The 24,847-nt window shown below is 60.5% G+C and carries 25 protein-coding genes; 22 read left to right on the top strand and 3 right to left on the bottom strand.

Going from position 1 to position 24,847, the window contains the following annotated elements:
- The 15 genes from fliN to QZ329_RS03920 form a co-directional block, all read left to right on the top strand.
- The coding region (gene fliN, locus QZ329_RS03990) for a flagellar motor switch protein FliN (protein WP_295748538.1) at positions 1 to 627 on the top strand (627 nt) is incomplete at its 5' end.
- 76 nt (positions 628 to 703) lie between these two features.
- Positions 704 to 1,072: a response regulator gene (locus QZ329_RS03985; protein ID WP_295748537.1), complete on the top strand. Its 369-nt coding sequence runs from the start codon at positions 704 to 706 to the stop codon at positions 1,070 to 1,072.
- Positions 1,073 to 1,076: 4 nt separating this feature from the next.
- A complete protein-coding gene (gene fliO / locus QZ329_RS03980; protein ID WP_295748535.1) occupies positions 1,077 to 1,433 on the top strand; it encodes a flagellar biosynthetic protein FliO in 357 nt (118 codons plus the stop codon).
- A gap of 7 nt (positions 1,434 to 1,440) precedes the next feature.
- The gene (gene fliP / locus QZ329_RS03975) at positions 1,441 to 2,115 is read left to right on the top strand and encodes a flagellar type III secretion system pore protein FliP (RefSeq protein ID WP_295748533.1); all 675 of its coding nucleotides are present in this window, start codon (positions 1,441 to 1,443) and stop codon (positions 2,113 to 2,115) included.
- Between the two features lie 13 nt (positions 2,116 to 2,128).
- Positions 2,129 to 2,392, top strand: a complete 264-nt coding sequence (fliQ, locus tag QZ329_RS03970; RefSeq protein WP_295748531.1) for a flagellar biosynthesis protein FliQ — start codon at positions 2,129 to 2,131, stop codon at positions 2,390 to 2,392.
- Between the two features lie 11 nt (positions 2,393 to 2,403).
- Positions 2,404 to 3,168, top strand: a complete 765-nt coding sequence (locus tag QZ329_RS03965) for a flagellar biosynthetic protein FliR (RefSeq protein ID WP_295748529.1) — start codon at positions 2,404 to 2,406, stop codon at positions 3,166 to 3,168.
- Between the two features lie 32 nt (positions 3,169 to 3,200).
- On the top strand, positions 3,201 to 4,274 hold the full coding sequence (gene flhB, locus QZ329_RS03960) for a flagellar biosynthesis protein FlhB (RefSeq protein WP_295748526.1): 1,074 nt from the start codon (positions 3,201 to 3,203) through the stop codon (positions 4,272 to 4,274).
- Positions 4,275 to 4,358: 84 nt separating this feature from the next.
- Positions 4,359 to 6,467, top strand: coding sequence for a flagellar biosynthesis protein FlhA (gene flhA, locus QZ329_RS03955; protein ID WP_295748524.1), 2,109 nt, complete (start codon positions 4,359 to 4,361; stop codon positions 6,465 to 6,467).
- The gene (locus tag QZ329_RS03950; protein ID WP_295748522.1) at positions 6,464 to 7,297 is read left to right on the top strand and encodes a FliA/WhiG family RNA polymerase sigma factor; all 834 of its coding nucleotides are present in this window, start codon (positions 6,464 to 6,466) and stop codon (positions 7,295 to 7,297) included. Before flhA ends, QZ329_RS03950 begins: the two co-directional genes overlap by 4 nt.
- Before the next feature lie 3 nt (positions 7,298 to 7,300).
- Positions 7,301 to 8,065: a flagellar hook-basal body protein gene (locus QZ329_RS03945; protein WP_295748520.1), complete on the top strand. Its 765-nt coding sequence runs from the start codon at positions 7,301 to 7,303 to the stop codon at positions 8,063 to 8,065.
- A gap of 12 nt (positions 8,066 to 8,077) precedes the next feature.
- Positions 8,078 to 8,866: a flagellar hook basal-body protein gene (locus tag QZ329_RS03940; RefSeq protein ID WP_295748519.1), complete on the top strand. Its 789-nt coding sequence runs from the start codon at positions 8,078 to 8,080 to the stop codon at positions 8,864 to 8,866.
- Positions 8,867 to 8,880: 14 nt separating this feature from the next.
- Positions 8,881 to 9,510 (top strand): chemotaxis protein CheC, encoded by a 630-nt coding sequence (locus QZ329_RS03935; RefSeq protein WP_295748517.1) that lies wholly within the window; start codon positions 8,881 to 8,883, stop codon positions 9,508 to 9,510.
- On the top strand, positions 9,500 to 9,979 hold the full coding sequence (locus tag QZ329_RS03930; RefSeq protein ID WP_295748515.1) for a chemotaxis protein CheD: 480 nt from the start codon (positions 9,500 to 9,502) through the stop codon (positions 9,977 to 9,979). The genes QZ329_RS03935 and QZ329_RS03930 overlap by 11 nt, the downstream gene beginning before the upstream one ends.
- A gap of 33 nt (positions 9,980 to 10,012) precedes the next feature.
- The gene (locus QZ329_RS03925; protein WP_295748513.1) at positions 10,013 to 10,939 is read left to right on the top strand and encodes a chemotaxis protein; all 927 of its coding nucleotides are present in this window, start codon (positions 10,013 to 10,015) and stop codon (positions 10,937 to 10,939) included.
- A 15-nt stretch (positions 10,940 to 10,954) separates the two neighbouring features.
- The gene (locus QZ329_RS03920; protein ID WP_295748511.1) at positions 10,955 to 12,238 is read left to right on the top strand and encodes an HDOD domain-containing protein; all 1,284 of its coding nucleotides are present in this window, start codon (positions 10,955 to 10,957) and stop codon (positions 12,236 to 12,238) included.
- 99 nt (positions 12,239 to 12,337) lie between these two features.
- Here the strand turns inward: QZ329_RS03920 and QZ329_RS03915 are convergent, their stop codons facing one another.
- Both QZ329_RS03915 and QZ329_RS03910 read right to left on the bottom strand, forming a co-directional pair.
- Positions 12,338 to 13,009 (bottom strand): late competence development ComFB family protein, encoded by a 672-nt coding sequence (locus tag QZ329_RS03915; RefSeq protein ID WP_295748509.1) that lies wholly within the window; start codon positions 13,007 to 13,009, stop codon positions 12,338 to 12,340.
- Between the two features lie 35 nt (positions 13,010 to 13,044).
- Entirely contained in the window at positions 13,045 to 13,842 is a 798-nt protein-coding gene (locus QZ329_RS03910) for an AAA family ATPase (protein WP_295748508.1), read from the bottom strand.
- Between the two features lie 171 nt (positions 13,843 to 14,013).
- Here QZ329_RS03910 and fliD point away from each other — a divergent pair, with 171 nt between their 5' ends.
- From fliD to QZ329_RS03875, 7 genes are all read left to right on the top strand, one after another.
- Positions 14,014 to 16,608: a flagellar filament capping protein FliD gene (fliD, locus tag QZ329_RS03905; protein WP_295748506.1), complete on the top strand. Its 2,595-nt coding sequence runs from the start codon at positions 14,014 to 14,016 to the stop codon at positions 16,606 to 16,608.
- Positions 16,609 to 16,632: 24 nt separating this feature from the next.
- Complete coding sequence (gene fliS, locus QZ329_RS03900) at positions 16,633 to 17,010, top strand: flagellar export chaperone FliS (protein ID WP_295748504.1); 378 nt, start codon at positions 16,633 to 16,635, stop codon at positions 17,008 to 17,010.
- Positions 17,011 to 17,017: 7 nt separating this feature from the next.
- A complete protein-coding gene (locus QZ329_RS03895; protein ID WP_295748502.1) occupies positions 17,018 to 17,407 on the top strand; it encodes a hypothetical protein in 390 nt (129 codons plus the stop codon).
- 116 nt (positions 17,408 to 17,523) lie between these two features.
- A complete protein-coding gene (locus tag QZ329_RS03890) occupies positions 17,524 to 18,261 on the top strand; it encodes an ATP-binding cassette domain-containing protein (RefSeq protein ID WP_295748499.1) in 738 nt (245 codons plus the stop codon).
- Positions 18,262 to 18,326: 65 nt separating this feature from the next.
- Entirely contained in the window at positions 18,327 to 20,111 is a 1,785-nt protein-coding gene (locus tag QZ329_RS03885) for a methyl-accepting chemotaxis protein (RefSeq protein ID WP_295748497.1), read from the top strand.
- A gap of 158 nt (positions 20,112 to 20,269) precedes the next feature.
- Positions 20,270 to 22,219, top strand: coding sequence for a cell division FtsA domain-containing protein (locus QZ329_RS03880; RefSeq protein WP_295748495.1), 1,950 nt, complete (start codon positions 20,270 to 20,272; stop codon positions 22,217 to 22,219).
- Positions 22,220 to 22,250: 31 nt separating this feature from the next.
- Positions 22,251 to 23,435, top strand: coding sequence for a hypothetical protein (locus tag QZ329_RS03875; protein ID WP_295748493.1), 1,185 nt, complete (start codon positions 22,251 to 22,253; stop codon positions 23,433 to 23,435).
- On the opposite strand, the gene QZ329_RS03870 is transcribed toward QZ329_RS03875, so the two are convergent.
- Positions 23,384 to 24,799 (bottom strand): AAA family ATPase, encoded by a 1,416-nt coding sequence (locus QZ329_RS03870; RefSeq protein ID WP_295748491.1) that lies wholly within the window; start codon positions 24,797 to 24,799, stop codon positions 23,384 to 23,386. The two genes, QZ329_RS03875 and QZ329_RS03870, sit on opposite strands and share 52 nt — an antisense overlap.
- Between the last annotated feature and the right edge of the window lie 48 nt (positions 24,800 to 24,847).

Below are 24,847 nucleotides of genomic sequence, written 5' to 3'. Positions count from 1 at the left end.
GGAAAGATGAGTCAGGAGGAGATCGAGGCGATGATGGCCGGCATGGCCGGCGGCGCGTCCGCCCCTGCCCCCCAGCCCGCTCCCGCGCCTCAGGCAGCGCCGGCTCCCCAGCCCGCTCCCGTACCCCCCCAGGCCGCTCCGCAGCCTGGGGCCCCGGCGGCCCAGATGCCGCAGATGCCGCCGCAGATGGGCTATCCCATGCCGGAGGGCATGAACGGCATGTATCCGCCGATGTATTATCCCTACCCCTATCCCTATCCGCCCCAGGCTCCCCAGGCCGCGGCCGCGCCGGAGCCCAAGGTTATCAACACCAAGCCCGCGCCGCTGCGGGAGATGAACCCGGCGGATGTCCTGGGCAAGGAACAGGCCCAGAACCTGGACCTCATTATGGAGGTTCCCCTCCAGGTGACGGTGGAAATCGGCCGGACTCAGCGGAAGGTGCAGGATATTCTGGAGTTTTCCAAGGGGTCGCTGGTGGTGCTGGATAAGCTGGCCGGCGACCAGGTGGACCTGTTTGTCAACGGCAAGTGTGTGGCCCGGGGCGACGTGGTGGTGATTGACGACAACTTTGGCGTTCGGATCACCGAGATCGTGCAGGAGCCCGTCATCGAGCTGGTGAAAAAATAAGCCGCCGAATCTATGAACCCGGCGCTTTGAAATATGTCATTTTATTTATATTGAACGAGAAGGAAGGAATCATACCATGGCTAAAAAGATTCTGCTGGTCGACGACGCTGCCTTTATGCGGAAGATGATTAAGGATACCCTGAGCAAAAACGGTTACACTGAGCTGTTCGAGGCCGTAGACGGCGCCGACGCCGTGGAGAAGTTCGGCGAGATCGGTCCGGACCTGGTCATTATGGACATCACCATGCCCAACATGGACGGCCTGGAGGCCCTGAAGGCCATTCGCGCCAAGGACAGCGGCGCCAACGTGGTCATGTGCTCCGCCATGGGTCAGGAGAGTATGGTTATGGACGCGGTGCGTTCCGGCGCGAAGGACTTCATCGTCAAGCCCTTTAAGCCGGACCGGGTTTTGAAGACCGTCAGCACCATCCTGGGCAATCCCTGACGGAATGTTCTCTGGGGACACGACCTTAGCCTCCTTTCTGTGGCTGATCATCTGCGTCGTCCTGGTCATGGGCCTTGCCTACTGGTTTACCCGGTATGTGGCGGGGCGGGGGGCCCTGCGGGGCTTCCAGCCGGGACGGCAGATGGAGGCTTTGGACCAATTGCCCCTGGGGCGGGACCAGAGAGTGGTCCTGGTCAGGGCGGGAGAGCGGTTTTTGCTCCTGGGAGCTACGCCGGCGGGAATCTCCCTGCTGGCGGAGCTCACAAAGGAAGAGGCCGCCTCCTGGAAGCGGGAAGCCGAAGAGCGGCCGGGCTTTCAGGAGGCCCTGATGACAGTTTTATCACAAAAGAAGCGGAGGTGAACTGGAGGTGCCGGAAGGGCTGATCAATGTAAACGGCGAGAACGTACAGGCGTTGGAAATCCTGTTTCTGACGACGATGATTACGCTTTTGCCCTCGCTCGTGGTGATGATGACGTCCTTTACCCGGTATATCATCTCCTTTTCCTTTTTGCGCAATGCCATGGGCACGCAGCAAACGCCGCCGAACCTTGTGCTGGTGGGCCTCGCGCTGTTTTTGACCTTTTTTACCATGTCGCCCACCATCACCCGCATCCAGGAGGAGGCCTACGAGCCCTATCAGGCGGAGGAAATCTCCCAGGAGGAATTTTTTGAGCGGGCGTCAAGACCGCTGGCGGAGTTCATGGTGCGGAACACCCAGATCAACACCCTGGAGATGTTCTGCAATATGGCTCATGTGTCCATGCCGGACGAGGTGAATACCGAGACGGTGGTGGAGTCCCTGCCCCTGCGGATCATTGTGCCCTCTTTTGTGACCTGCGAGCTGCAAAAGGCGTTTACCATCGGACTGTTGCTGTATATTCCCTTCATGCTGATCGACATTGTGGTGTCCTGCACGCTGATGTCCATGGGCATGATTATGTTACCGCCGTCTATGATCTCCGCACCTTTCAAGCTGCTGTTATTCGTGACCTTGAACGGGTGGGAGCTGCTGTTTTCCACCCTGGTGCGGGACTTTCATTAGTGAGGGCTGAACGATGGATACGGCAATGATAACGGATGTGATGCGGGACTCCGTGGGCGTGGTCATCAAGCTGGGCGGGCCCATGCTGGTTTTGAGTATGCTGGCCGGCGTCCTGGTGGCCATCTTCCAGGCGGTGACCCAGATTCACGAGCAGACCATCTCCTTCATCTTGAAGGTGGTGATCGTCATGAGTGTTCTTCTTTTCAGCGGCGGCTGGATGCTGACCACGCTTCAGGAGTACACCAGAGAAATTTTTGACCTGCTGGCGACCATTTAGCGGAGGGGCCTATGATAGACGAAGGGGCGCTGACGCTCTTTTTGCTGATAACGGCCCGGATGAGCGGCTTTGTGCTGTTCAATCCCCTGTTGGGCCGGCAGAATTTTCCCAGTTTCTTCCGGGCCGGATTTGTGCTGGTTCTCTCCGCGTTCACCTATTCGCTGGAGGGGGGGCGGCTGGAGCCGCCGTCGGGGGTATTGCCTTTCGCGGCCGCCATTTTGCTGGAGATAGCCCTGGGACTGGTGCTGGGCCTCGTGGTTCATTTTTTCTTCTATATTCCCCAGATGGCGGGTTTGGCCATCGACACCCAGATGGGTATGACCATGAACCAGATTTACGATTCCGGCTCTCACTCCAATATGTCCGTCACGGGCTCGCTGCTCAACACGCTGATGATCCTGTTGTTTTTCGCCGGAAACGGGCACCATACGCTGATGCGGATCATGGTGACCTCCGGGCAGGTGGTGCGCTATGGCGGCGTGTCCATTGGAAACGATGTGACCAATCTGGCCCTGGAGCTTTTTGTCGAATGTACCTTGCTGGCGGTGAAGATGTGCATGCCGGTTTTGGCGGCGGAGCTGATCGGCCAGCTGGGAATGGGCGTTTTGATGAAGGTCATTCCCCAAATCAATGTCTTCTCCATCAACATTGAGCTGAAGGTTTTGGTGGGTCTGTCGCTGCTGCTGCTGCTGCTGCACCCGTTCAGCGAGTTTTTGCTGGAGACGGAACAGACCATGCTGAACAACCTTCACACCATGCTGGCGATGATGGGCTGAGGCAGAGCGGACGGCCAAAGGGGGGATGACAGTTGGCGGACAGCTCCAAAACTGAGAAAGCAACCCCAAAAAAGCGAAGAGACGAACGGAAGAAGGGTAACGTCTTCCTCAGTCAGGACGCGGTGGCCGTGGCCACGCTGCTGGGGTCCTTTATGGCCTTCTGGCTGCTGTCCGGCAAAATTGCGGAGCGGCTCAGCGGCTTCATGCGCCTTTGCTTTGAGACCTGCGCCGCCGTGGAGGTCCGGGCCATCGGCGATATCCTTCATGAGCTTGTGGTTCAGGCCCTGGGCCTTTTGATGAGCAGTGTGCTGCCCATTACGCTGGTGACGGTGCTCTGCGCCGTGACCGCCACCTTTGCGCAGACCCGGCTGCTGGTCAGTGGAGAGCTGATGCGGCCGAAGTTCAGCCGGATCAATCCCCTGGAGGGGTTCAAGCGGCTGTTTTCCCTGAAGAGCATTGTCAACGCGCTGAAGGGACTTTTGAAAATCAGCGTCCTCATGGTGATTGTCTACATGAGCCTTTCGGGCATGTTCCATGAGAGTGCGAAATATCTTTACGTGGACCTTCGGGCCTCCTGCGCCCACCTGTTTTCCCAGGGGATGAGCATGATCATCAAGATCGGCATCGCCTTTATCGCCTTGGCGGCGCTGGACTTTATGTACCAGTGGTGGGACTATGAGCGGGGAATCCGCATGAGCAAGCAGGAGATCAAGGAAGAGTACAAACAAATGGAAGGCGACCCCCAGATTAAAGGTAAAATCAAGGAGATGCAGCGCAAGCGGGCCCAGAGCCGCATGATGCAGCAGGTGCCCCAGGCGGACGTGGTCGTGCGAAACCCCACCCACTTCGCCGTGGCCCTCCGGTATCACCCGGAGGAGGACAACGCACCCATCGTGCTGGCCAAGGGCATGGATGAGCTGGCGCTGCGGATCGTGAAAATAGCGGAAGAGAACAAGGTGGCCGTGATTGAGAACGTGCCCCTGGCCCGGGCGCTGTATGCCGACGCCGAGCTGGACCAGGAGATTCCCCCGGAGCTGTACAATCCCGTGGCGGAGGTGCTGGTCTACATCTTCCGGCTGAATGAGAAGCATCAATTGGTAAAATAAACAGGCCGCTTTGTCCAAAAGATAAAGCTGACCGGCGGCGAGGCCGGGGCGGAAAGGAATCGACGAACAGGAGGTGACAGACGCGTGAGAAGAATTTTTGACAATGCAATATCTCTTGCCGTCGTGGTCATCGTCCTGTTTTTGATCATCCCCCTGCCGACGCAGCTGCTGGACGTCCTGCTGGTGTTCAACATCGGACTGTCCATCATGATCCTGATGATCACCATGAACATCTCGGATGCGCTGGAGTTTTCCATCTTCCCGTCGCTGCTGCTGATTACCACGCTGTTCCGGCTGGGACTGAACGTGTCCACCACCCGGCAGATTCTCTATCAGGGCTACGCCGGCGAGGTTATCGCCAACTTCGGCCACTTGATTACCGGCGGCAACATCGTCATCGGTGTGGTCATCTTCCTCATCATCGTGCTGGTGCAGTTCATCGTCATCACCAAGGGCGCCGAGCGCGTGGCCGAGGTGGCCGCCCGCTTCACCCTGGACGCCATGCCCGGCAAGCAGATGGCCATTGACGCGGACCTCTCCTCCGGCCTCATCAACGAGCAGGAGGCCAAGGAGCGCCGCTATAAAATCCAGAAGGAAGCCGACTTCTATGGCGCCATGGACGGCGCCACCAAGATCGTCAAGGGCGACGCCACCATGTCGCTCATTATCACGATGATCAACTTCATCGGCGGCACCGTCATTGGCATGGTGATGAACGCCGGAACCTTTACCGACGTGATCTCCAGGTACTCCATCGTCACCATCGGCGACGGACTGGTCTCCCAGCTTCCGGCGCTGATGATCTCCACGGCTACCGGCATGATCGTCACCCGGTCCGTGTCGGAGGGCAGCCTCAACAAGGACGTTGTCGGCCAGTTCAAGGCGCAGCCCCGGGCCATTATGACCACCGGCGTCATTCTCCTTTTCCTGGCGGCCATTCCCAACACGCCCCATTTCGCTTTGGCTGTGGGCGGCGGGCTGCTGCTGGGCGGCGGATGGTTCATCAGCCGCCGCATGGCGCGGGAACAGGAGGAGGCCGCGGCCATTCAGGCCGCCTCGGAGCAGCAGCAAAGCGCCGAGGCTGCCGCGCCCAGCGAGACCGACTATTACAAGGATATCAACAACGTCTACAACCTCCTCTCGGTGGAGCCCATCGAAATGGAGTTTGGATACAGCCTCATCCCTATGGTGGACGAGAGCCACGGCGGCAAGCTCATCAGCCGCATCGTTATCTTCCGCCGGCAGTATGCCCAGGACATGGGCTTCGTCTTCCCCTCTATCCGCCTCCACGACGCATCTTCCCTGGGAACCAACCAGTACGTCATCCGCATCCGGGGCGAGGAAGTGGCCCGGGGCGAGATTCTGGTGGATTATTACCTGGCCCTGGAGCCCGCCAACCCCCTGGGGGAGATCGACGGCATCGAGACCATCGAGCCGGCCTACGGCATTCCCTCCCGCTGGATTCTGCCGGAGAACAAGGAAATGGCGGAAATCTACGGGTACAACGTCATCGACCCCCTGTCCGTCATGCTGACCCACCTCTCCGAGACGGTGAAGAAATACGCCTATGAGATGCTGGGCCGGACGGAGACCATCCAGCTGGTGGACAATTTGAAGCGCACCTCCCCGGAGCTGGTGGAGGAGGCCATTCCCAATATTATAAGCTACTCCGTTCTAGAGAAGGTACTGCGGAATCTCCTGAAGGAGGGCGTGCCCATCAAGGACCTGGGCACCATTGTGGAAACCCTGGCCGACGCTTTGAGCATGGGCCGGGATATCGACGCGGCCACGGAGCAGGTCCGGGGCGCCCTGGCCAGGACCATTACCCGCCGCTTCTGCGAGGACGGGCAGCTCCGGGTCGTCACCCTGGACGCGGAGGTGGAAAAGAAGGTCATTGCCTCCCTTACCCGCAACGAGCAGGGCGTGTATCTGGCCATGGGGCCGGAGCTGATGCAGCAGATCGTCTCGCAGCTGGCCAACCAGCTCAAGAAGTTCAACGACCTCTCCCAAACGCCCATCATCCTGGTCAGCCAGGTGATCCGGGGCTATTTCTCCAAGATGATTACCCAGTTCTATCCCGGCATCTATGTCCTCTCCTTTAACGAGATTACCAATGCAGTGCAGATCCAGGCCATCGGCAACATCACGCTGGACGCGCCCGCCCGGCCCGAGCGAAGGGCGGTGGGCACATGAGTGAGATGGCGGCGGTCCGGTACAGCCAGCGGGAAATTGAGGAGATGGATACCCAGGACCTCCTCCGTCTCTATAAGGAAACGGGGGACGAGGAGCTGAAATGGCCCCTGGTCCTGCGGTATGAGGGGCTGATTAAAAGCGCGGCCATGCAGATCCGGGGCGTGTACAGCAGCTTCGCCCAGATTGACGACATCATCAACGAGGGGATTCTGACCCTCCTGGGCGCCATTGACAAGTTCGACCCGGAGAAGGGCGTGAAGTTTGAGACGTATGTCTCCAAACGCATCCGGGGCATGGTCATCGACTTGGCCCGGAAGCAGGACTGGATTCCCCGAAACGTCCGCAAGCGGGCCAAGGAGATCGATCTGGCGGTGTCGGAGCTCTCCGCCTCGCTGGGGCGAACCCCCACCGACGGCGAGATTGCCGGACATCTGGGAATCGGCGTGGAGCGGTATCAGAAGGACGCCGCCAACATCGCCCTGAGCAACGTCCTCTCCCTGGATGTGCTGATGGACACCCGGGAGACCTCCGGCTATCAGCTGGAGGTGCCCTCCAGCGACCTGCAAAGCCAGCCGGAGGCGGTTTTGCAGGAGCGGGAGATGCAGCGAACTCTGGCGGAGGGGATTTCCCAGCTGCGGGAGAACGAACAGATCGTCCTCTCGCTGTACTATGAGCAAAATCTCCACCTGAAGGAGATCGCCCAGGTGATGGAGCTCAGCGAACCCAGAATTTCCCAGATACATACCCGGGCCATCCAGAAGCTGCGACACTTTATGGAGGCCTATCTCAACGATACGCAGGAGCCGAAATCCAAGAGGAAGAAGGGATGACGCATGTTTAAGGGCTTTTACAATCTGACTTCCGCCATGCTGACCCACCAGCAGAATCTCAATGTCATCGGCAACAACATGGTCAACATTTCCACGGCGGGCTACAAACAGGAGCGCTATACCGCCACCACCTTTGACGATGTGCTGTACAGCCGGGTGGACGTGAACCACAGCCACGGCGAGGAGATTGGCCGGCAGAGCTATATCCGGGCGCCCAGCGATATTTACACGGACTACAGCCAGGGCACCCCGGAGCCCACGGAGCTGCCCCTGGACTTCTGCATCGTGGGGGACGGGTTCTTCGCCGTGCAGGACGCGGAGGACAACGTGAGCTATACCCGGATGGGCAACTTCTCCCTGGATGAGGAGGGATACCTCTGCCTCCCCGGTTTTGGCCGGGTGCTGAACCCCCAGGAGGAGCCCATCTATCTGGGCACAGATAAGATTCATGGGGACAGCAAGGGCGTGATTTACTACGAGCAGCCGGGAGGCGAGACCATTCCCGTTGCCCAGCTGGGCGTCTACAGCTTTGAGGACAACGAGGCTCTGGAGCGGAACGACCGGGGACTCTTCACCGGGGAGAACGCCCAGCCCAGCGAGAATTTTGAAATCTGGAACGGCTATCTGGAGCGGTCCAACAGCGACATGGTGAAGCAGATGACGGAGATGATCACCTATCAGCGGGCCCTGCAGAGCGCGGCTCAGATTTCCAAGATGTACGACCAGCTGATGAGCCGGGCGGCCACCGAGGTCGGCCGCTTCCAGTAAGGGGGAGTTCGGATGAATCAATCCTTTTTCATTGGAGCCGTGGGAGCGCACCAGCAGCTCAAGCGCCTGACGGTTCACGGAAACAACATCGCAAACCTGAATACATACGGCTTCAAGGCGGAGAAGAGCCGCTTCGCCTCCTTGATGTACGACGATCTCAAGGCCGTGGGCGAGGAGACCGACGGAGCCAAGGCCGCCAGAGAAGGCGGAGACTTCGAGATGCTCCGCTCCGGTGTGGGCGCGTGCCTGTGGACCACGGACACGGACTTTAAGAGCGGCCCGGTGGCGGAAACCCGGAAGGACCAGGATTATTACATCGAGGGGGACGGCTTCTTCGCCCTGGCGGACCTGAGCACGGGAGACGTGACCCTTACCCGGAACGGCGCCTTCGTCATCTCCGAGCTGATGCGCGCCACAGGAGAGATGGATGAGAACGGCCAGCCCATTACGGAGCGGGTCTACTACCTCTCCGACAACGAGGGACGCTTTGTCCTCAGCACCACCGGCGGCATGATCGAGGTGGACGACGAGCACGAGGAGCAGCCCGTGGGCGTCTTCGACTACAACAACTACGACGGCATGGAGCATGTCAACGACACCCGCTTCCGGGCCATCGACAAAAACGGCGGCATCCGCATGGGCAGCGGAAAACCGATGCGGGGCTTTTTGGAAATGTCCAACGCTGACCTGGCGGAGGAGATGACCAAGGTGATCGAGTCCCAGAGAGCGTATGGCATGGCGCTGAAGATGGTGCAGTCCTCCGATGAGATCGAGACCACCATCAACGGCCTGCGCGGCTGAGAGGGAGGGGAAGCATGACGTTAAAAAGCTATGACGAGCTCAGTTCCCTGGAGCTGGACACTCTGAAAGAAATCGGCAGCATCGGCACCGGCAACGCCGCCACGTCGCTGTCCGCCCTGATCGGAATGCCGGTGCGCATCCAGCAGCCGGAGGTCCGTATCATGGGCTATAACGAGGCCATCGAGTGGATCGGCGGCCCGGAGGAGATTACCGCCGGCGTATTGGTGGGCATGAGCGGGCAGCTCAGCGGCATCATGCTGTCGGTGCAGCAGCTGGAATTTGTGAATCTGGTGTTGGAGAGCATGATGGACCACAGCATCACGGATTACACCGAGCTGGGGGAACTGGAAAGCTCCGCCCTCACGGAGGTGGGCAACATCATGATTTCTACATTTATCAACGCTCTCAGCGGTCTGGCGGGGCTGGACATCGAACTGACGGTGCCCGCCTTCACTGTGGATATGCAGGGAGCAATCATCGCCGTGCCCATGGCGGAGTACGGCGGACAGTCCAATTACATTATGACCATTGGCGGAGACTTCATCTGCAACGGAAAGGAGATTCCCTGCCGGTTGTTGTTGTCCCCGGATATTCGGTCCCTGAACTTTTTGCTAAGGAAGCTGGGCGTGAACAGTGGAGACTAAAATCACAGTTGGAATTGCGGATATGAAAATGGCCAAGGGCAGCGGCATGCTGATTACCTACGCGCTGGGTTCCTGCATCGGAATCTGCCTGTATGACCAGAAGATCAAACTGGCGGCGCTGGTGCACATCATGCTGCCGCTGAATATGGAGCCGGGCCGGAAGAACGTCATGAAATACGCGGACACCGGCATCCGGGAAACGTTGAAAATGATGGAGGCCAAGGGGGCGTCCCGTTCCCGCATCACGGCGAAGATCGCCGGCGGGGCCAAGATGTTTGAGGTCAGCGGCGGTTCTCTGGGGAACATTGGCCAGCGGAACATTGAAAGCGTGCACATGCACCTGAAGCGGGAGGGTATTCAGCTTTTGAAAGAGGATGTGGGCGGCTCCGTGGCCCGCACGCTGCTGTTTGACCCGGGCACCGGTCTGGGCTGTGTCCGCTGCTACGGCCGGCCGGAGCTGATTATATAATTTGAGGGACAACCACTGAAAGGAGTGTTCGGAATGTTGTTGGAAGAGGACAAGCGGGGCATTTTGCTGGAGTCCGGCACAAATGAAATCGAGGTCATGGAGTTCACCATCAATGAGAGCCTGTACGGCATCAATGTGGCGAAGGTCAAGGAGATTCTGGTCTCCCAGCCTGTGAAGCACATGCCCCATGCCCACCCGGCAGTGGAGGGCATCTTCAAGCCCCGCGACAAGGTGATCACCGTGGTGGACCTGCCCACCTATCTCCTGAGCGAAAGCGGGGAGAAGAAGAGCAAGGACCTGTTTATCATCACCAATTTTAACAAGATGAACATCGCCTTTCGGGTTCACACGGTGGTGGGCATCAGCCGCATCTCCTGGAAGAGCATTCAAAAGCCGGATAAAACCGTCGCCGGTGGGGAGGAGGGTATCGCCACCGGCATCGCCCAGTGCGGCGAGGACCTGGTGACCATCCTGGACTTTGAAAAGATTGTCGCCGAGATCGCCCCGGAGACCACCATCCAGATGTCCGAGATTGACCGCCTGGGTCCCAGGCAGAGGAGCGAGGCCGTTATTCTGGTGGCGGAGGACTCCGTGCTTTTGAGCAAGATGATCGAGGAGGCCCTGCACAAGTCCGGATATGTCAACACCCGGATGTTCCCCGACGGCGGCAAACTCTGGAACTACCTCAACGATATTCGGGGCACGCCGGATATCGACGACAAGGCGGCGCTGATCATCACCGATATCGAGATGCCCCAGATGGATGGACACCGGCTGACCAAGCTGGTGAAGGACGACAAGGATTTCAAACATCTGCCGCTGATCATCTTCTCCTCGCTGATTACGGAGGAGATGCGCCGCAAGGGCAAGGAGCTGGGCGCGGACGAGCAGATGAGCAAGCCGGAGATCGGTCATCTGGTCAGGGTAATCGACCATTTGCTGGAAGCCGGACAGGAATAATCTCGGAGGGACGTCATGAGCAGTAAATATATCGTAAGGCAGCCGATCAAGGACCCGGCTGGGAAGATTTTAGGCTACGAGATCCTGTACTATGGAGAGAATCAGGCCTTTACTGTGGAAAATACCCAGGCCAGCGAATTTGCCTCCGCTGACACGATCTACAGCTTTCTCACGCAGAACAGCACGACAACGCTGAAGGGATCCTTGAACTTCATGACCTTCACGACTACGCTGCTGATGAAAAAAACGCCCCGGCTCTTTGACAAGTCGGAGCTTGTGATCCAGATCAACGACAGCGTCATCATTCATCCGCTGTCCATGCACTTTGTGAACCAGTTTGCCAAGGAGGGCTATAAGGTCGCGGTAAACGAATTCCAGTTTGCCCCCCGCTATCTCGCCCTGCTGGATCATATTGATTACATCAAGCTGAATATTCAGACCACGCCGGAGCTGGCTATGCACAACATTGTGGAAGTGGCCCACAGCATGCAGAAACGGTGCATCGTGACCAACATAGACACGGAAGAGGAATACCGCAGGGCGCAGACGCTGAAACCCGACGGTCTGGAGGGCGCTTATGTCGCCGAGCAGATGACCACCCGGGTCCACAGCAGCGCCTATCTCCAGTCCAGCTTCTTCCGCCTGATGGTGGCGGTGACCCGGGACGAGCCGGACGTGGACGAGATCGAGCAGCTCATCTCCATGGACGCCAGCCTGACCTATAACCTGCTGAAGGTGGCGAACTCCGCCTACTTCGCCCTGCGGAACCGGGCCACCACGGTGCACCAGGCCATCATGACGCTGGGTCTGGGCCAGCTGAAGCAGTGGGTCTATCTCCTCAGTGCCAGCGCCGGAAGCGAGGCCGCCGAGGCGGGAACCGAGGAGTTCCTGAAGCGGTCCTTCATGCGGGCGTATTTTTGCAGCGAGCTGATGAAGCACGCCAAGAACATGCCCATCTCCCGGTCGGAGGCGTATCTGATGGGAATGTTCTCCACGCTGAACCACCTGGTGGACGCGCCTTTGGAGGAGATTCTGGAGGAGCTGCCGGTGAGCAGCGAGGTGAAGATGGCCCTGCTGAAAAAGGAAGGGCGCTGCGGCAAGCTCTATGAGCTGGTGCTGAGCTATGAGGCGGCCAACTGGAATGCCATCACCTCCCTGGCGGAGGAGCTTGGTATTCCAAACCAGCTGCTGACCAATGTCTATTTCATCTGCGTGGAAAACGTCGACATGCTGTGGGAGCAGCTGAGCAATCCGGCCGCCGACCAGCAGTCGGAGGCCGCGGCGGAGAGCGGCGTTTAAACACAGTTTCCATCCATGAAAAACGGTCCGGCGCAGATCACTGGCGCCGGACCGTGGTGCAGCCCGTCAAAACGCGTTTTGACGGGCTGCAAAACCTTTTCAGTTCTCGGGTCTGGAGTGATGGGGTCTCAGCATGACCTGCTTGCAGGCCTGGATCAGCTGGGCGGTGATGTCGCTGGCAAAGCGGTTTTCGTAGACCGTGAGGCGGGGGACCCGCTCGTTCTCGCTGAGGACAACGTATTTGGGCGGCAGATGGTTCAGGGCGTAAGCCCGAACGTCCACCCGGCACTTGTCGCAGCAGCAGATGCCGAACATCTTCATGTACTCATCCGCCTTTTCGTCCACCAGAATCTGCATGACGTTGATATAAGAGGCGGACTCCTCCTCCTCGGGGGCGCCGCTGGGCTCCACCGCGGCGGGCAGCTCTTCCGAAACGGGGGGCTGGACCGGCGTGGGTTCCGCCTCAGGGGCGGCGGGGGCGGCGGATTTGGGGGCCTGCTCCAGCTCCGCTTCCAAAGCGCCCTTGATCTGAGAGGAGACTGCGGCGTCTGCGGTGATGGAGGAGATGATGGGAGCCACCGGCGCGGCATGGGCCGGGGCAGCGGCCTCCGTCTTGGGGGCGGCCTCTGTTTGGGGGGCGGGTTCCGCCTCAGGGGCGGCGGGAGCGGCGGTTTCCGCCTGGGGCTCCGTCGGAGGCTCGGCCGCTCCGCCCCGGTTTTTGCTGAGAAGATTCATCACATGCGCGGTCTTGCTGGTATTATTGGATGCCATAATTAAAACTCCTTTTCATCAGAAAAATCAGAGGGTCAAAACCATTTGGTGCGAGGGGCCGGACGGGAGGCCGGAAAGGCCGGGCCCGCTACGGCGTCCACGATTTTCCGCAGATCGGCGGAGGCTTTTGCGCTGGGCTGATAGGTCAGGACGCTCTGCCCGTGGGCAGGGGCCATGGCCACGCTGACGCTGCGGCGGACTTTGGTGTGGAACACCTGGCTGTCCAGCTGTTCCGCCACGGATTCCGCCAGATCCAGAATCTCCCGGGAGAGGGTCAGGCGGCGGTCGTACTTGTTCAGAAGAATGCCCAGGACCTTCAGGTCCGGGTTGAAGGACTTGCGGACCGTTTCAATGGTGTCCTGAATCTGGGAGACGCCCACCAGACTCAAAACCTCCGCCTCCATGGGGACGATGAGGCCGGTGGAGGCCACATAGGCGTTGATGGTGAGGATGTTCAGGGCCGGAGGCGTGTCGATGATGACAAAATCGTAATTGGGTTTTACCACATCCAGCTGCTGAGAGAGCATGAACTCCCGCCGGGGGGCGGTGAATTCCACCTCGGCAGTGGAGAGCATGATGTCCGAGGCGAGGATGTCGCCGTACTCCGTATGGGAGATGGCCCGCTCAATGGGGCAGGCGCCGGTGAGCACATCGTAAACCGTTTTGCACTCGCCGATATCAAGGCCCAGAGTAAAGCCGAGATTGCCCTGGGGGTCCAGATCGACGCCCAGGACCCGCGCGCCCCGCTGCTTCAGGCCGCAGACCAGCGCGGAAACGGTGGTGGTTTTGCCCACGCCGCCCTTTTGATTCGTGACAGTGATGACCTGTGTCAAAGGATTTTCCTCCTTACTGTAAAAACTAAACGGGGACCTCTTATTTTTATTATACTATATGTCGATAAAAAAACATAGAGGAATATCAAAAAAATTCTTGGTTCGATGGCTTCGGACCGATTGGGACCGGAACCTCGCCTAAATTTCCAAATCTGAAAGGAGTGGAAGCATATGGCATCTGTCAGCGGTGTCAGCAGCAGCAAGAGCATTTATGGCAATCGAAACGTACTCTCGGGTCTCGCCAGCGGCCTGGACACGGAGTCCATGATCGAAAACGCCATATCCGCCTACAAAAACAAGATCACCGCGCTCCAGAAGAAGCGTACAAAGACGGAGTGGAAGCAGGAGGCGTACCGCAGCATCATCGATAAGATGTCCGTGTTTTCGGATAAGTACACCTCTTATAATTCCGCCAGCAACCTGATGTCCAGCAGCTTCTTTAACCAGGCCGTCACCACCGTGGCCAAGGGGGCCAACGCCTCCAAGGTGTCCGCCGCCGGCCGGACCAGCAGCAGCGTTTCCCTCAACGGGGTGAAGCAGCTGGCCACCTCCGCCCGCTATGCCATCAGCGGCAGCAGCATCGATAAGCTCATCAGCAGCTCCGCGGCCGGCAAGACCACCTCCGCCCTGGCCCCCGGGTCCTTTGACCTGGACCAGCCCCTGGACGTCAGCACGTTCAGCGGCAATATGACCTTGGCCTACGGCGGCTCCGACGCCCGGACCTATCTCACCGTCACCTTTGACGAGACCATGATTTTCAAAGATGACCCGGCGGACATGGAGGGCGGAAAGACCGCCGCCCAGAAGCTGGCCGACGAGATCAACAACCAGCTCAAAAAGCAGACCGTCACCATCGGCAACAGCAGCTATACCGGCGACGAGCTGCTGGATAAGGTGGTCAAGGCCGAGGCGGGACCCAACGGCACCATCGGCTTTACCGACAGCAAGAAAAACGGCGTCTATATCAGCAGCGCCAGCGAGAGCATCCAGAAGGTGCTCATGTGCGGCACAAAGCCCGGCACGGGCGTGAAGAGCCTCAGCGGTATCTTCATGTACGGCAGCGAATCCCTGGTAAAGCAGGAGAAGAGCGCCACCGATTACCTCTCCGAGACCTCCATGTCCATCACCCTGGACGGCGTGACCAAGAGCTTCAAAATGCCCACCCGGGACGAGATGCTCAAGAGTCTGGACGATATGGCGGCGGAGGGGAAGAACATCCCCTACCTCAAGGAGCTGAAGGAAAAGATCGCCAACGGCGAGGAGCTCAAGAGCGCCGCGAGCCGCCAGTGGCGGGACGAGGCGTATGTCAAGGCCCTTCAAACCAAGATTGACGACGCCTTTGGCAAGGATAAGCTGACCGTCAGCGACGCGGCGAAGGCCAGTGACGGCAAGGAGGGCATCCAGTTCCAGTTCACAGCCAAGGAGGGCTCCACCTTCGAGATCAAGGCCGACAAGAACAAGATTCTGGGCCTGGGGGACAGCGGCACCAACAGCTATCTGGACACCAGCAGGACCATCAAGGACCTTCTGGGCGAGGAGGGGCTGAAGGGCCTGGTCTCCAAAGAGCAGGAGAAGAAGGACTCCAAGGGCAACGTGCTCAGGGACGAGGATGGCAACCCCATTATGGAGACCGTCTACAGCTTGGACGTCAATGGCGTGCATGTAGGCGACTTCACAGAGGATACCTCCCTCTCCACCCTCATCACGCAGATCAACAACAACAAAGACGCCGGCGTCAGCGCCAGCTATTCCAAGACCACCAACGAGCTGGTCTTCACCGCCAAAAAAACCGGCGCGGCGGAGGGCATCAAGTTCGAGGGGCTGTCCGCCGCCCTGTTTGGGGACCCCTCCGCCGATGGGGCGGACTATGTGGCCGGTACGGACGCGGTTTTCTCCGCCACCATCAACGGCAAGGAGATGGAGCTGACCCGCGCCTCCAACACCGTGGAACTGGACGGCATGAGCGTCACGCTGAAGGATACCTTCGGCTATCAGGCGGACGGCTCTCTGGACCCCGCCGCAGAGAAGGTCACCTTCGAGACCAGCAGCGATTCTGACAAGATCGTGGACGCCGTCAAGGCCATGGTGGAGGATTACAACGCCATGGTGACGGAGCTCAAGAACGCCTATTCCACCCTGCCTCTTCAGCGGAGCAACAAGCAGTATTATGAACCCCTGACCGACGAGGACATGGAGGACATGTCGGAGAGCTCCATCAAGGCCTGGGAGGATAAGGCCAAGACCGGCATCCTCTTCGGCGACAATGACCTTGCCACCCTCTACAAGCGTCTGACCTCCGCCATCTCCATGGTGGGACAGGACGGCGCGGATTTGAAGGCCGCGGGCATCACCACCAGCTACGCCGACGGTCTGACCACGCTGAAGCTGGACGAGAAAAAGCTGCGGGAAACCCTGGAGAGCGACCCCGACCGGGTCCGGGACATCTTCAGCAAGAGCACGGAGACCGGCGCCAGCTCCAACGGATTGATGCAGGCCATCAAGGCCCCCCTGGACCTGTACGGCAAGACCAGCGGCGGCAAGGGCATTCTGGTGGACAAGGCGGGCTCTGTGCTGGCGCCCAGTACGCTGTATACCAATACAATTCAAAAGGAACTCAATCGGATTGACGAGCAAATCGAGAAGTGGGAGGATAAGATGAGCGACCAGGTGGACTACTACACCAACCAGTTCACCCGGCTGGAGCAGCTGGTGCAGCAGATGAATTCCCAGAGCTCCTACTTCTCCCAACTGATGATGGGCGGTTAATAAAAAGGCGGTGATCCACAGACAATGGATATGAAAGGCTTCCAGCAATACAAGGAGCAGAGCATCAACACCATGACCCAGGGCGAACTGCTGCTGCTGCTGTATGATGAGCTGTACAAACGTCTGGCTCAGGGGGAGCTCATGCTGGACCAGCAGAACTACGAGACGTATGAAGCCGCCTTGGAGCGGGCCGTCGCGATCATCGAGTACCTGGACGCTACGCTGGACCGGCAGTATCCCATCAGCAGGAATCTGGCGCAGCTTTACGAGTATTTCACCTATGAGCTGGGCCGGGCGAAGATTGGCCGCCGCAAGGAGGTCTTGTCCCACGTGAAAACCATGGTGGGCGAACTGCGGGACGCCTTCCGCCAGGCGCAGAAGAGCGGAGACTCAGGAAAGTAGGGATATCATGGACGCAGCGGCGCTTTTGGACGCCCACGTACAGCTCAAACGCATTTACGCCGCATTGAACGAGGCCCTGGACCTGACCCGCCAGCTGGCGGAGGCGGTGGACCGGGATGACCAGATCACCGTGCAGATGCTGGTCTCCATGCGGCAGGAACCCACCGACAAGCTGGCCAGAGCCCATCAGGCGCTGGACCAGCAGCGGCAGGCTCTGCCCCCCGCCGCGCAGGACCGCCTGAGCGCCCTTTTAAAAGGCGGGGAGGCGGAGACGGAGGCAGAGATTCCGCTGGCCAATCAGATCGGTTTGAACCGGCGGGTTTTAAAGCAGCTGGTGGAGCTGGACCGGGTGGTCAACCGTAAGCTGACGCGCGAAAAATCCATCTATCCATCATAAGAATGCGAAGAGCCGGAGTCCCGGCTGGCCTGTCCGGCCGGGCTCCCGTCTTTGCGCGCATATGGACGGACAGCGGCTGGAAATCCGAAGAATTCAAGACTACGGGAGCGCAGACTATGCCCACAATCACGCTGGAAAACGTAACAAAGCGCTATAAGCTGGACCGAAGACAGCAAAAGGAGAACAAGGGCAAGAAGTTTGAGGTCGGCGTAGAAAATGTGGACCTTACCATTAAGCAGGGGGAGTTCGTGTTTGTCGTCGGCAGCAGCGGCGCGGGAAAGACCACGCTGCTGGACCTGATCTCCGGCAAGGTGAAACCGGACAAGGGCTCGGTCTGCCTGGACAAGAAGGACCTGGGGAAGCTGATTCCCTGGAGCCAGAACCGCATGGCCATCTTGTTTGGAAAAGTCCAGCAGGAGCACAGCCTGATTCGAAAGATGACGGTGGAGGAAAACCTCTGGATTGCCGCCCAGGTGGGCCGGCGCCGCTTGGAAAGCGGCAAGCATGTGGAGATGCGGGTGAAGAAGGTGCTGGGCCTGGTGGGCATGCGGGGAGTGGAGAACCGCTATCCCGTGGAGATGTCCATCGGGGAGTGCCGCCGGGTGGAGCTGGCCCGGGCCCTGATCAACAGCCCCCCCATCCTGGTGCTGGACGAAATCACGGCCAATCTGGACGACGACAACATCTGGGACATGTTTCAGCTTTTGCAGGAGGTCAACCGCATGGGCACCACGGTCATCATGGCCACCCATGCCAGCCGCTATGTGAACATCATGCGCCGCCGGGTGGTGACGCTGGTGGATGGAAAGATTTTCGGCGACGTCGAGAAGGGAAGATACGGCGATGTGGTATAGCCCCGAAGCCGATGATCATAGATTCGATACAAAGATCATGGATTGAAAGAGGAGGAAGACTCAAAATGATTAAAAACATGAAGGTCAGGAAAAGCCTGGTCATGGGGTATGGAATTACCATTGCTGTCTCCGCAATCATTATCATCACCTCTCTGATCTTGATGAACATGCAGAAGAGCCAGTATACCGACATTCTGGAGCGGTATGTCGAGTCCAATCAGACGGTTTCGGAGTGCCGCATCAGCTACAACATCGCCGCCCGCAGCCTGCGGGACGCGGTTTTGTCCGGCGATATGAGCAGCCTGGACACCACCAACAGCAAAATCAGCCAGCTGAAGGAGGAACTGACGGAGCTGAACAGCATCTATCCTCTGGAGGACAAGACGGAGCTGAACAACTTTGTCAAGCTGGTGGAGGACTGGGAGGAGGAAGCGAGCACCATCAGTCAGACGGCCCGGACAAACCAGCAGAAGGCCGCCACCATGATCGTGGAAAGCTGCACGCCCGCCCTGACGCAGGCCGCTGCGGCCGGCGACACGCTGGCCGCGAAGCTCCAGGCGGAGCAGGCCAATATTATTGACCGGCAGAGCATGATTTCCAATATTGCCATGATTATCATTATTGTGGCCATGGTCATTGCCACCCTCGTTGTCCTCCGCATCGCCCTTCTCATCATTAAGAGCATCGTGATCCCCGTCGAAAAGGTCCGCGTTGCCCTGGTGGGCTTCAGCGAGGGCAAGCTGGATATCCCCGTGGACTATGAGAGCACCAGCGAGCTGGGCGAGATGTGCGACGCGCTGCGCACCAGCCAGAAGGTTCTGGATGGGGTCATCAAGGATACCTGCCGCCTTCTGGAGGAGATGGGCGACGGAAACTTCAACTGCCGCACCCAGGTGGAGCAGCTGTATGTGGGCGAGCTGAGCAGCATGCTGAAGTCCATCCGCGTCATTAACCGCAGTCTCAGCGACACCCTGGCGCAGATCAACCTCAGCGGCGAGCAGGTCTCCTCCGGGTCCGACCAGGTGTCCACCGGCGCCCAGGCCCTGGCCCAGGGCGCGACGGAGCAGGCCAGCGCCGTTCAGGAGCTGTCCGCCACCATCGCCGAGATTTCCAGCCGCTCCCAGAGCAACGCCAAGCGCAGCGAAGAGGCCATTGACCACTCCAAGAACGCCGACCTCCGGGTGCGGGAGAGCGCCGATTACATGGAGGAGATGGTGAAGGCCATGGAGAAGATCTCCAGCTCCTCCGAGGAGATTGGAAAGATCATCGCCACCATTGAGAACATTGCCTTCCAGACCAACATCCTGGCCCTGAACGCCGCCGTGGAGGCCGCCCGGGCGGGCAGCGCCGGCAAGGGCTTCGCCGTGGTGGCGGATGAGGTTCGGAATCTGGCCACCAAGTCCGACCAGGCCGCCAAGGCCACCAAGGAGCTGATTGACAACTCCATCACCTCTGTCCAGGACGGCAGCGAGATCGTCAAGCGGGTGTCCGATTCCCTGAGCAAGACTGTGGAAGCGACCAACGAGTCCATGGCCGCCCTCCAGGAGATTGCCAAGGCGGTGGAGGAGGAGGCCGAGGCCATCGCCCAGGTCACCGAGGGTATTGACCAGATTTCCTCCGTGGTGCAGACCAACTCCGCCACGTCCGAGCAGTCCGCCGCCGCCAGCGAGGAGCTGAGCAGCCAGGCCTCCCTGATGAAGGACCTGCTCTCCAAGTTCCGCCTTCTCAGCGATAGCACTTCCGGCAGCGTCAGCTACAGCGCCGCGCCCAGCTATTCCGACGACGGCGGGGACGACGTCTATGACAGCGGTTACAGCAGTGCGGGCGGCAGTCCCTTCAGCAAATATTAAGACGCGAGCTGCCATGGAATGACCGCAGGACCTCTCGCGCCATTCCGCGCTGGCAGTAGAGTTCCCTGCCATGATTGCCAGAAGGCGGTTCGGTGCCGCCTTCTGGCATCATTTGTGCCCCCCCTTTGAGAGGGAGACAGGAAAAGGAGCGTCTCGTTATGAAGGATTTCAGAGCCCAGGAGCGGGATATGATTTTCGCCCTGGATATCGGCACCCGCAGCGTTGTGGGCGTGGTGGGAAAGCCCTCCGGAGGCCGGTTTAAGGCCATGGAGATCGAAATGGCCGAGCATGGCAGCCGGGCCATGCTGGACGGCCAGATTGACAACATTCAGCAGGTGGGCGCCTTGGCCCGGACCGTGACGGAGCGCCTGGAGGAGCGTCTGGGCGTTCGCCTGGAGCGGGTGTGTGTGGCCGCCGCCGGACGGGCCCTGCGGACCCAGAGCGGCAGCTTCGCCCTGGATTTGAGCGACGAAAAGAGCATCACCGCCGAGATGATCAGCCGGCTGGAGGCCGGGGCCCTCTCCGCCGCCGAGGATGCGCTGCAAGTGGAGGACGAGGTGCGGCGGCAGTTCTTCATGGTGGGCTACACCGTGGCGCAGTACCGGCTGGACAATTATCCCCTCTCCTCCCTGCTGGACCACAGCGGCCAGAAGGCGGAGGCGGACGTGGTGGCCACCTTCCTCCCCGGCGAGGTGGTGGAAAGCCTGTATGCCGCCATGCGGGCGGCGGGCCTCCAGGTCTCCAGTCTGACGCTGGAGCCCATCGCCGCCATGAACGCTGCCATTCCGGCGGAGCTGCGCCTTTTAAACCTGGCCCTGGTGGACATCGGGGCGGGCACCACGGACATCGCCGTCTGCCGGGATGGCAGCGTCACCGGCTATACCATGGCCACCATCGCCGGAGACGAGATTACCGAGGCCATCATGCGGGCCTATCTGGTGGACTTCCAGACCGCCGAGGAGATGAAGCGGAACCTCCGCCCCGGAGAGGACGCCCACTATACGGACATCCTGGGCCTAGAGAACACCGCCACCTTCGAGGAGATTCACACCGCCATTCAGGAGCCCATGGGCCGCCTGGCGGAGGCCATTGCCGCCCAGGTGGCGGAGCTCAACGGCGGCGCGCCCTCGGCTTTGTTCCTGGCGGGCGGCGGCAGCAAGCTGGACGGTCTCCGGGAAAAGGTGGCGGCCAGCCTGGGTATGGACGAGCGGCGGGTGGCCATCGCCGGGAGCAACTATTCCAAAAGCGCCTTTGCCGATGAGATCGACCTGAACAACCCGGAGTATGCCACGCCCCTGGGCATCGCCGTCTCCGCCGCCCTGGGTCTGCTGAACGACAGCTATGTCATCACCCTCAACGGCGAGACGGCCAAGCTCTTCCGCAGCGGCGTGCTGACCGTCCGGGATATTTTGCTGATGAACGGGTATACCTACGCCGACATGCTGGGCCGCTCTGGCCGAAACCTGGGCGTGACCCTCAACGGCAGGCATATGATCCTCCGGGGCGAGCCCGCCGTTCCCGCCATTCTGCGGGTGAACGGAGAGGAGGCGGCCATCACCACGGTGGTCCACGCGGGGGACAGCATCCGCTTCCAGCCCGCCCGCAGCGGCGCGGACGCCGCCAAGACCCTGGGAGAGCTGCTGGGGAAGGACTTCTCCGGCCGGGTGCTGCTGAACAACCAGGAGGGGGACTTCAAAACGCCCCTCCGCCAGGGCGACGTCGTCCTGACCCTGGAGGGCCCCGGCGGTATGACGCCGCCGCCCGAACCGGAGGAGGAGCGTGTCCCCGCGCCTTCTCCCGCGCCAGCTCCTGCGCCTGCCCCGCCTCCTCCGCCGGAACCCCTCCCTGCCCCTGCGGAGACGCCGGCTATAGAAACGCCGGCTCCGAAGCCGCTGGTCCGCAAGCGGGAGGTGGAGATTCTTCTGAACGGACAGCCTATGGTTCTGCCGCCGAAGGAGAACGGACAGCCCTATTATCTGATGGACCTGCTGGAGCGCTCCGGCGTGGATTTCGGGCAGCTGGAGGGGCCGGTGCATCTGCTGGTAAACGGAGTGGAGTGCGGATTCAGCCAGGCGGTGAAGGACCGGGACACCATCATCATTCGCTGAGCGGACGGTGTGAGTATAGGAGAGTGAAGCATTGAAACAGGATAAGGCGGAAAAGATCATACAAAAGGCCGAGCGCAAGGCGCAAAAAGCCGCCCAGCAGGTGGAGGCCGCCGGCAGAAAGGCCGAGGCGGCCAAGCAGAAGCAGGCGGCCCAGGCGGAGAAAAAGGCGGCCCGGGCGGTGCAAAGCGCCGAAAAGAAGGCGGCAAAGCAAACCAAGAAGGCGGAGCAGGCCACGAAGAAGGCGCAGAAAGCCGCCCAGAAGGCGGCGGAGAAAAAGGCCAAAGTTGTGGCGAAGACCGCCGCCAGCGCCGTGGAGGGCGAGGAGGGCGGCAAGCCCAAGAAAAAGGGAAAGAAAAAGCTGCTGCTCCTTTTGCCGGTGGTGATTGCGGCAGTGGCTGTGGGCGCGTTCTTCTTTCTGAAGGGCGGCGGCGAGGAGGAGGAAGAGGCTCCGCCGGAGCCCATTGCCGCCCCCTATGAGTACATACTCAAAGAGAACGAGGTGCCCATCACCGCCCTGCCGGTAACCGGGGAGCAGGTGCTGGTCTATCGGGAGGAGCTTGTGCCGGAGCCTCCGGCGGAACCGGAGGGGACCGGCGAGGCAGACGGCGAAGAAGGAGAGGCCGCCGCCGAACCTGCGGAGGAGACGGAGGCCTTTACCAAAATTCTCTACCGCTATGAGGGGCTGCAAAATGCCGGCAGTCTGGCCTCCGCCTACGCAGCGCTGATGACCACCGAGGACGCGGGTTTCTCCGCCGTGGATGAGACCCTTCTGCGGATTGACCTTCCGGAGCTGGGGGAGAGCGGCTCCGTCCAGCTGGCCCGGAACGTGCCCGAAAATGAGGACGGAAGCGGCGGCGGCGTCCACTCCCTGCTGTTGGACTGGAGGGGCGACACCTGCACTGTGACGCTGGATATGCCCGAGGGCCGGGTGCGGGATCCCAAGCCCGCCGCGCAGATGCCCAGCGCGCCCAGCCGCGGACTGGCGGACCTGGAGGCGATGCACCCGTCCAAGCTGGGGCTTCCCGGCGAGTCCATGGAGTCCTATGAGCTGATGCCCCAGGAGGGCTCCGTCCGCATTGCCGAGACCACCTGCATGCGGGTAAACATCTACGATGAAGACAGCCAGATCGCCGGAAGCGTCTTCCTGTCCAATGATGGCCGCCTCTATAAGCTGGACGAGGCCGCCAACGCCGTGGTGGAGCTGGACTGGGAGTAATCGGGCAGCAGCTTGAGACTGCCGGGCAGTCCGGCCAGGCGGTAGGCCGTCCGGCCCGAGGCTGCGGCCAGCAGGGGGGCCAGATGACTCTCCAGCACGCAGACGGAGGAGCGGACGGAGAGGGCGTCCTCCCCAGGCGTCAGCGCCTGGGCGGTGTCCTCCTCCACCTGGAGAATTTCCAGGCCGTACTCCCTGCCAAGGGCCTGAATCTGCTTGACGGTGACGGCCTGACGGGCTTCGCTGTCCAGACGGTGAAAGCCAATGATGCCGCTGAAGCGGCCCGCGATTTCCTGAAGCACGCCGAGGCGCACCATAGCCCGGCGTGCTTCTTCGTTTTCCCGGAAGAGCCGCTCCGCCAGTTCTGCCGGCGTGGCCGGTTCCGCCGGAGTTTCCGAATCCGGGGGAGGGAGCCGGTGGGGGGAGAAGCCCAGGGGACGTCCCCCCGCCGCCGTCAGGTCCGCGTTGGAGGTGAAGACGAACACGCAGCGGCGGAAGTCCAGCTCCCGCCCGCCGGCGTCGTCGGCCTTGTGGGCAGTGCAGCGCCCCTCGTCCAAGATGGACATGAAGACCTTCAGCACCTCCGGGTGGGCCTTCTCCAGCTCGTCGAACATGAAGACGGTGCAGGGGTTCTGCCGCACCGCCTCGAAGATGGGCTGGTCCTCATAGCCCACGTAGCCCGGCGGCGCGCCGGTGAGCCGGTGGACGGAGTGGGGCTGGGTGAAGGTGTTCAGCTCCGTCCAGACAAATTGAAACCGCCTGCCGCAGCAGCGCTCCAGCGCCGGAGCCAGGGCCTTGCCCAGTTCCGACTTTCCCACGCCGGTGGGACCGTGAAAGATCAGGGACAGAGGCCGGGCCGGGGCCCGTTTTCCCGCGTGGCTGTACAGCCGGAAGGCGGCGGCCTCCACCGCCTGGGACTGTCCCAGTACATGGCGGCTCAGCTCCTCCCGAAGTCTGCGGTAGAGAAGCGGCCAGGGGGAGAGCGGCGCGGAAGACGGGACCGCCGGTTCCGCCGTCAGCACCGGGGGGCGGAAGGGCCGGGGCGCTTCCGCCACCTCCCGCCGGAGGGAGGAGAGGCGGGCGCTCATAGCCTCGAAGCTGTCAAAGCGCCAGAGGCTTCTTGCAAAGAGGGCGGCCAGCACCGGACTCTTCCCCCGGTAGACCACCGCGGGACGCCAGTAAAGCAGATATCCTTTCTCCCGCTTCAAAAAGCCCAGCACCGCCTGCCGGGGGACGCAGCCCTCCGGCATCCGGCAGTCCGGGAATTCGTAACTCCGGCCTTGGGCCCCCAGGCCGTCGATGCAGCGGCGCAGCGTTTCCCGAACCTCCGGCGTGCCGGTGCAGAATTGTGAAAAGGTGACGCTCATCTGAAACCTCCGCTTTTGTGAGTTTTTACCAGTATTGCCGGAAACGGA

It is taken from the genome of uncultured Oscillibacter sp. (assembly GCF_910579365.1).
In the GTDB taxonomy this organism is placed as follows: domain Bacteria; phylum Bacillota; class Clostridia; order Oscillospirales; family Oscillospiraceae; genus Oscillibacter.
Note: the sequence above shows the minus strand (reverse complement) of the source record. Positions and strands in the feature narration are given on the sequence as shown.

What these genes read in the sequence shown, in the direction of transcription:
- QZ329_RS03985 (WP_295748537.1), top strand. Translation starts at nt 704, where the DNA reads ATGGCTAAAAAGATTCTGCTGGTCGACGACGCTGCCTTTATGCGGAAG.
- fliO (WP_295748535.1), top strand. Translation starts at nt 1,077, where the DNA reads ATGTTCTCTGGGGACACGACCTTAGCCTCCTTTCTGTGGCTGATCATC.
- fliQ (WP_295748531.1), top strand. Translation starts at nt 2,129, where the DNA reads ATGGATACGGCAATGATAACGGATGTGATGCGGGACTCCGTGGGCGTG.
- QZ329_RS03965 (WP_295748529.1), top strand. Translation starts at nt 2,404, where the DNA reads ATGATAGACGAAGGGGCGCTGACGCTCTTTTTGCTGATAACGGCCCGG.
- QZ329_RS03950 (WP_295748522.1), top strand. Translation starts at nt 6,464, where the DNA reads ATGAGTGAGATGGCGGCGGTCCGGTACAGCCAGCGGGAAATTGAGGAG.
- QZ329_RS03945 (WP_295748520.1), top strand. Translation starts at nt 7,301, where the DNA reads ATGTTTAAGGGCTTTTACAATCTGACTTCCGCCATGCTGACCCACCAG.
- QZ329_RS03940 (WP_295748519.1), top strand. Translation starts at nt 8,078, where the DNA reads ATGAATCAATCCTTTTTCATTGGAGCCGTGGGAGCGCACCAGCAGCTC.
- QZ329_RS03935 (WP_295748517.1), top strand. Translation starts at nt 8,881, where the DNA reads ATGACGTTAAAAAGCTATGACGAGCTCAGTTCCCTGGAGCTGGACACT.
- QZ329_RS03925 (WP_295748513.1), top strand. Translation starts at nt 10,013, where the DNA reads ATGTTGTTGGAAGAGGACAAGCGGGGCATTTTGCTGGAGTCCGGCACA.
- QZ329_RS03920 (WP_295748511.1), top strand. Translation starts at nt 10,955, where the DNA reads ATGAGCAGTAAATATATCGTAAGGCAGCCGATCAAGGACCCGGCTGGG.
- QZ329_RS03915 (WP_295748509.1), bottom strand. Translation starts at nt 13,009, where the DNA reads ATGGCATCCAATAATACCAGCAAGACCGCGCATGTGATGAATCTTCTC.
- fliD (WP_295748506.1), top strand. Translation starts at nt 14,014, where the DNA reads ATGGCATCTGTCAGCGGTGTCAGCAGCAGCAAGAGCATTTATGGCAAT.
- fliS (WP_295748504.1), top strand. Translation starts at nt 16,633, where the DNA reads ATGGATATGAAAGGCTTCCAGCAATACAAGGAGCAGAGCATCAACACC.
- QZ329_RS03895 (WP_295748502.1), top strand. Translation starts at nt 17,018, where the DNA reads ATGGACGCAGCGGCGCTTTTGGACGCCCACGTACAGCTCAAACGCATT.
- QZ329_RS03890 (WP_295748499.1), top strand. Translation starts at nt 17,524, where the DNA reads ATGCCCACAATCACGCTGGAAAACGTAACAAAGCGCTATAAGCTGGAC.
- QZ329_RS03885 (WP_295748497.1), top strand. Translation starts at nt 18,327, where the DNA reads ATGATTAAAAACATGAAGGTCAGGAAAAGCCTGGTCATGGGGTATGGA.
- QZ329_RS03880 (WP_295748495.1), top strand. Translation starts at nt 20,270, where the DNA reads ATGAAGGATTTCAGAGCCCAGGAGCGGGATATGATTTTCGCCCTGGAT.
- QZ329_RS03870 (WP_295748491.1), bottom strand. Translation starts at nt 24,799, where the DNA reads ATGAGCGTCACCTTTTCACAATTCTGCACCGGCACGCCGGAGGTTCGG.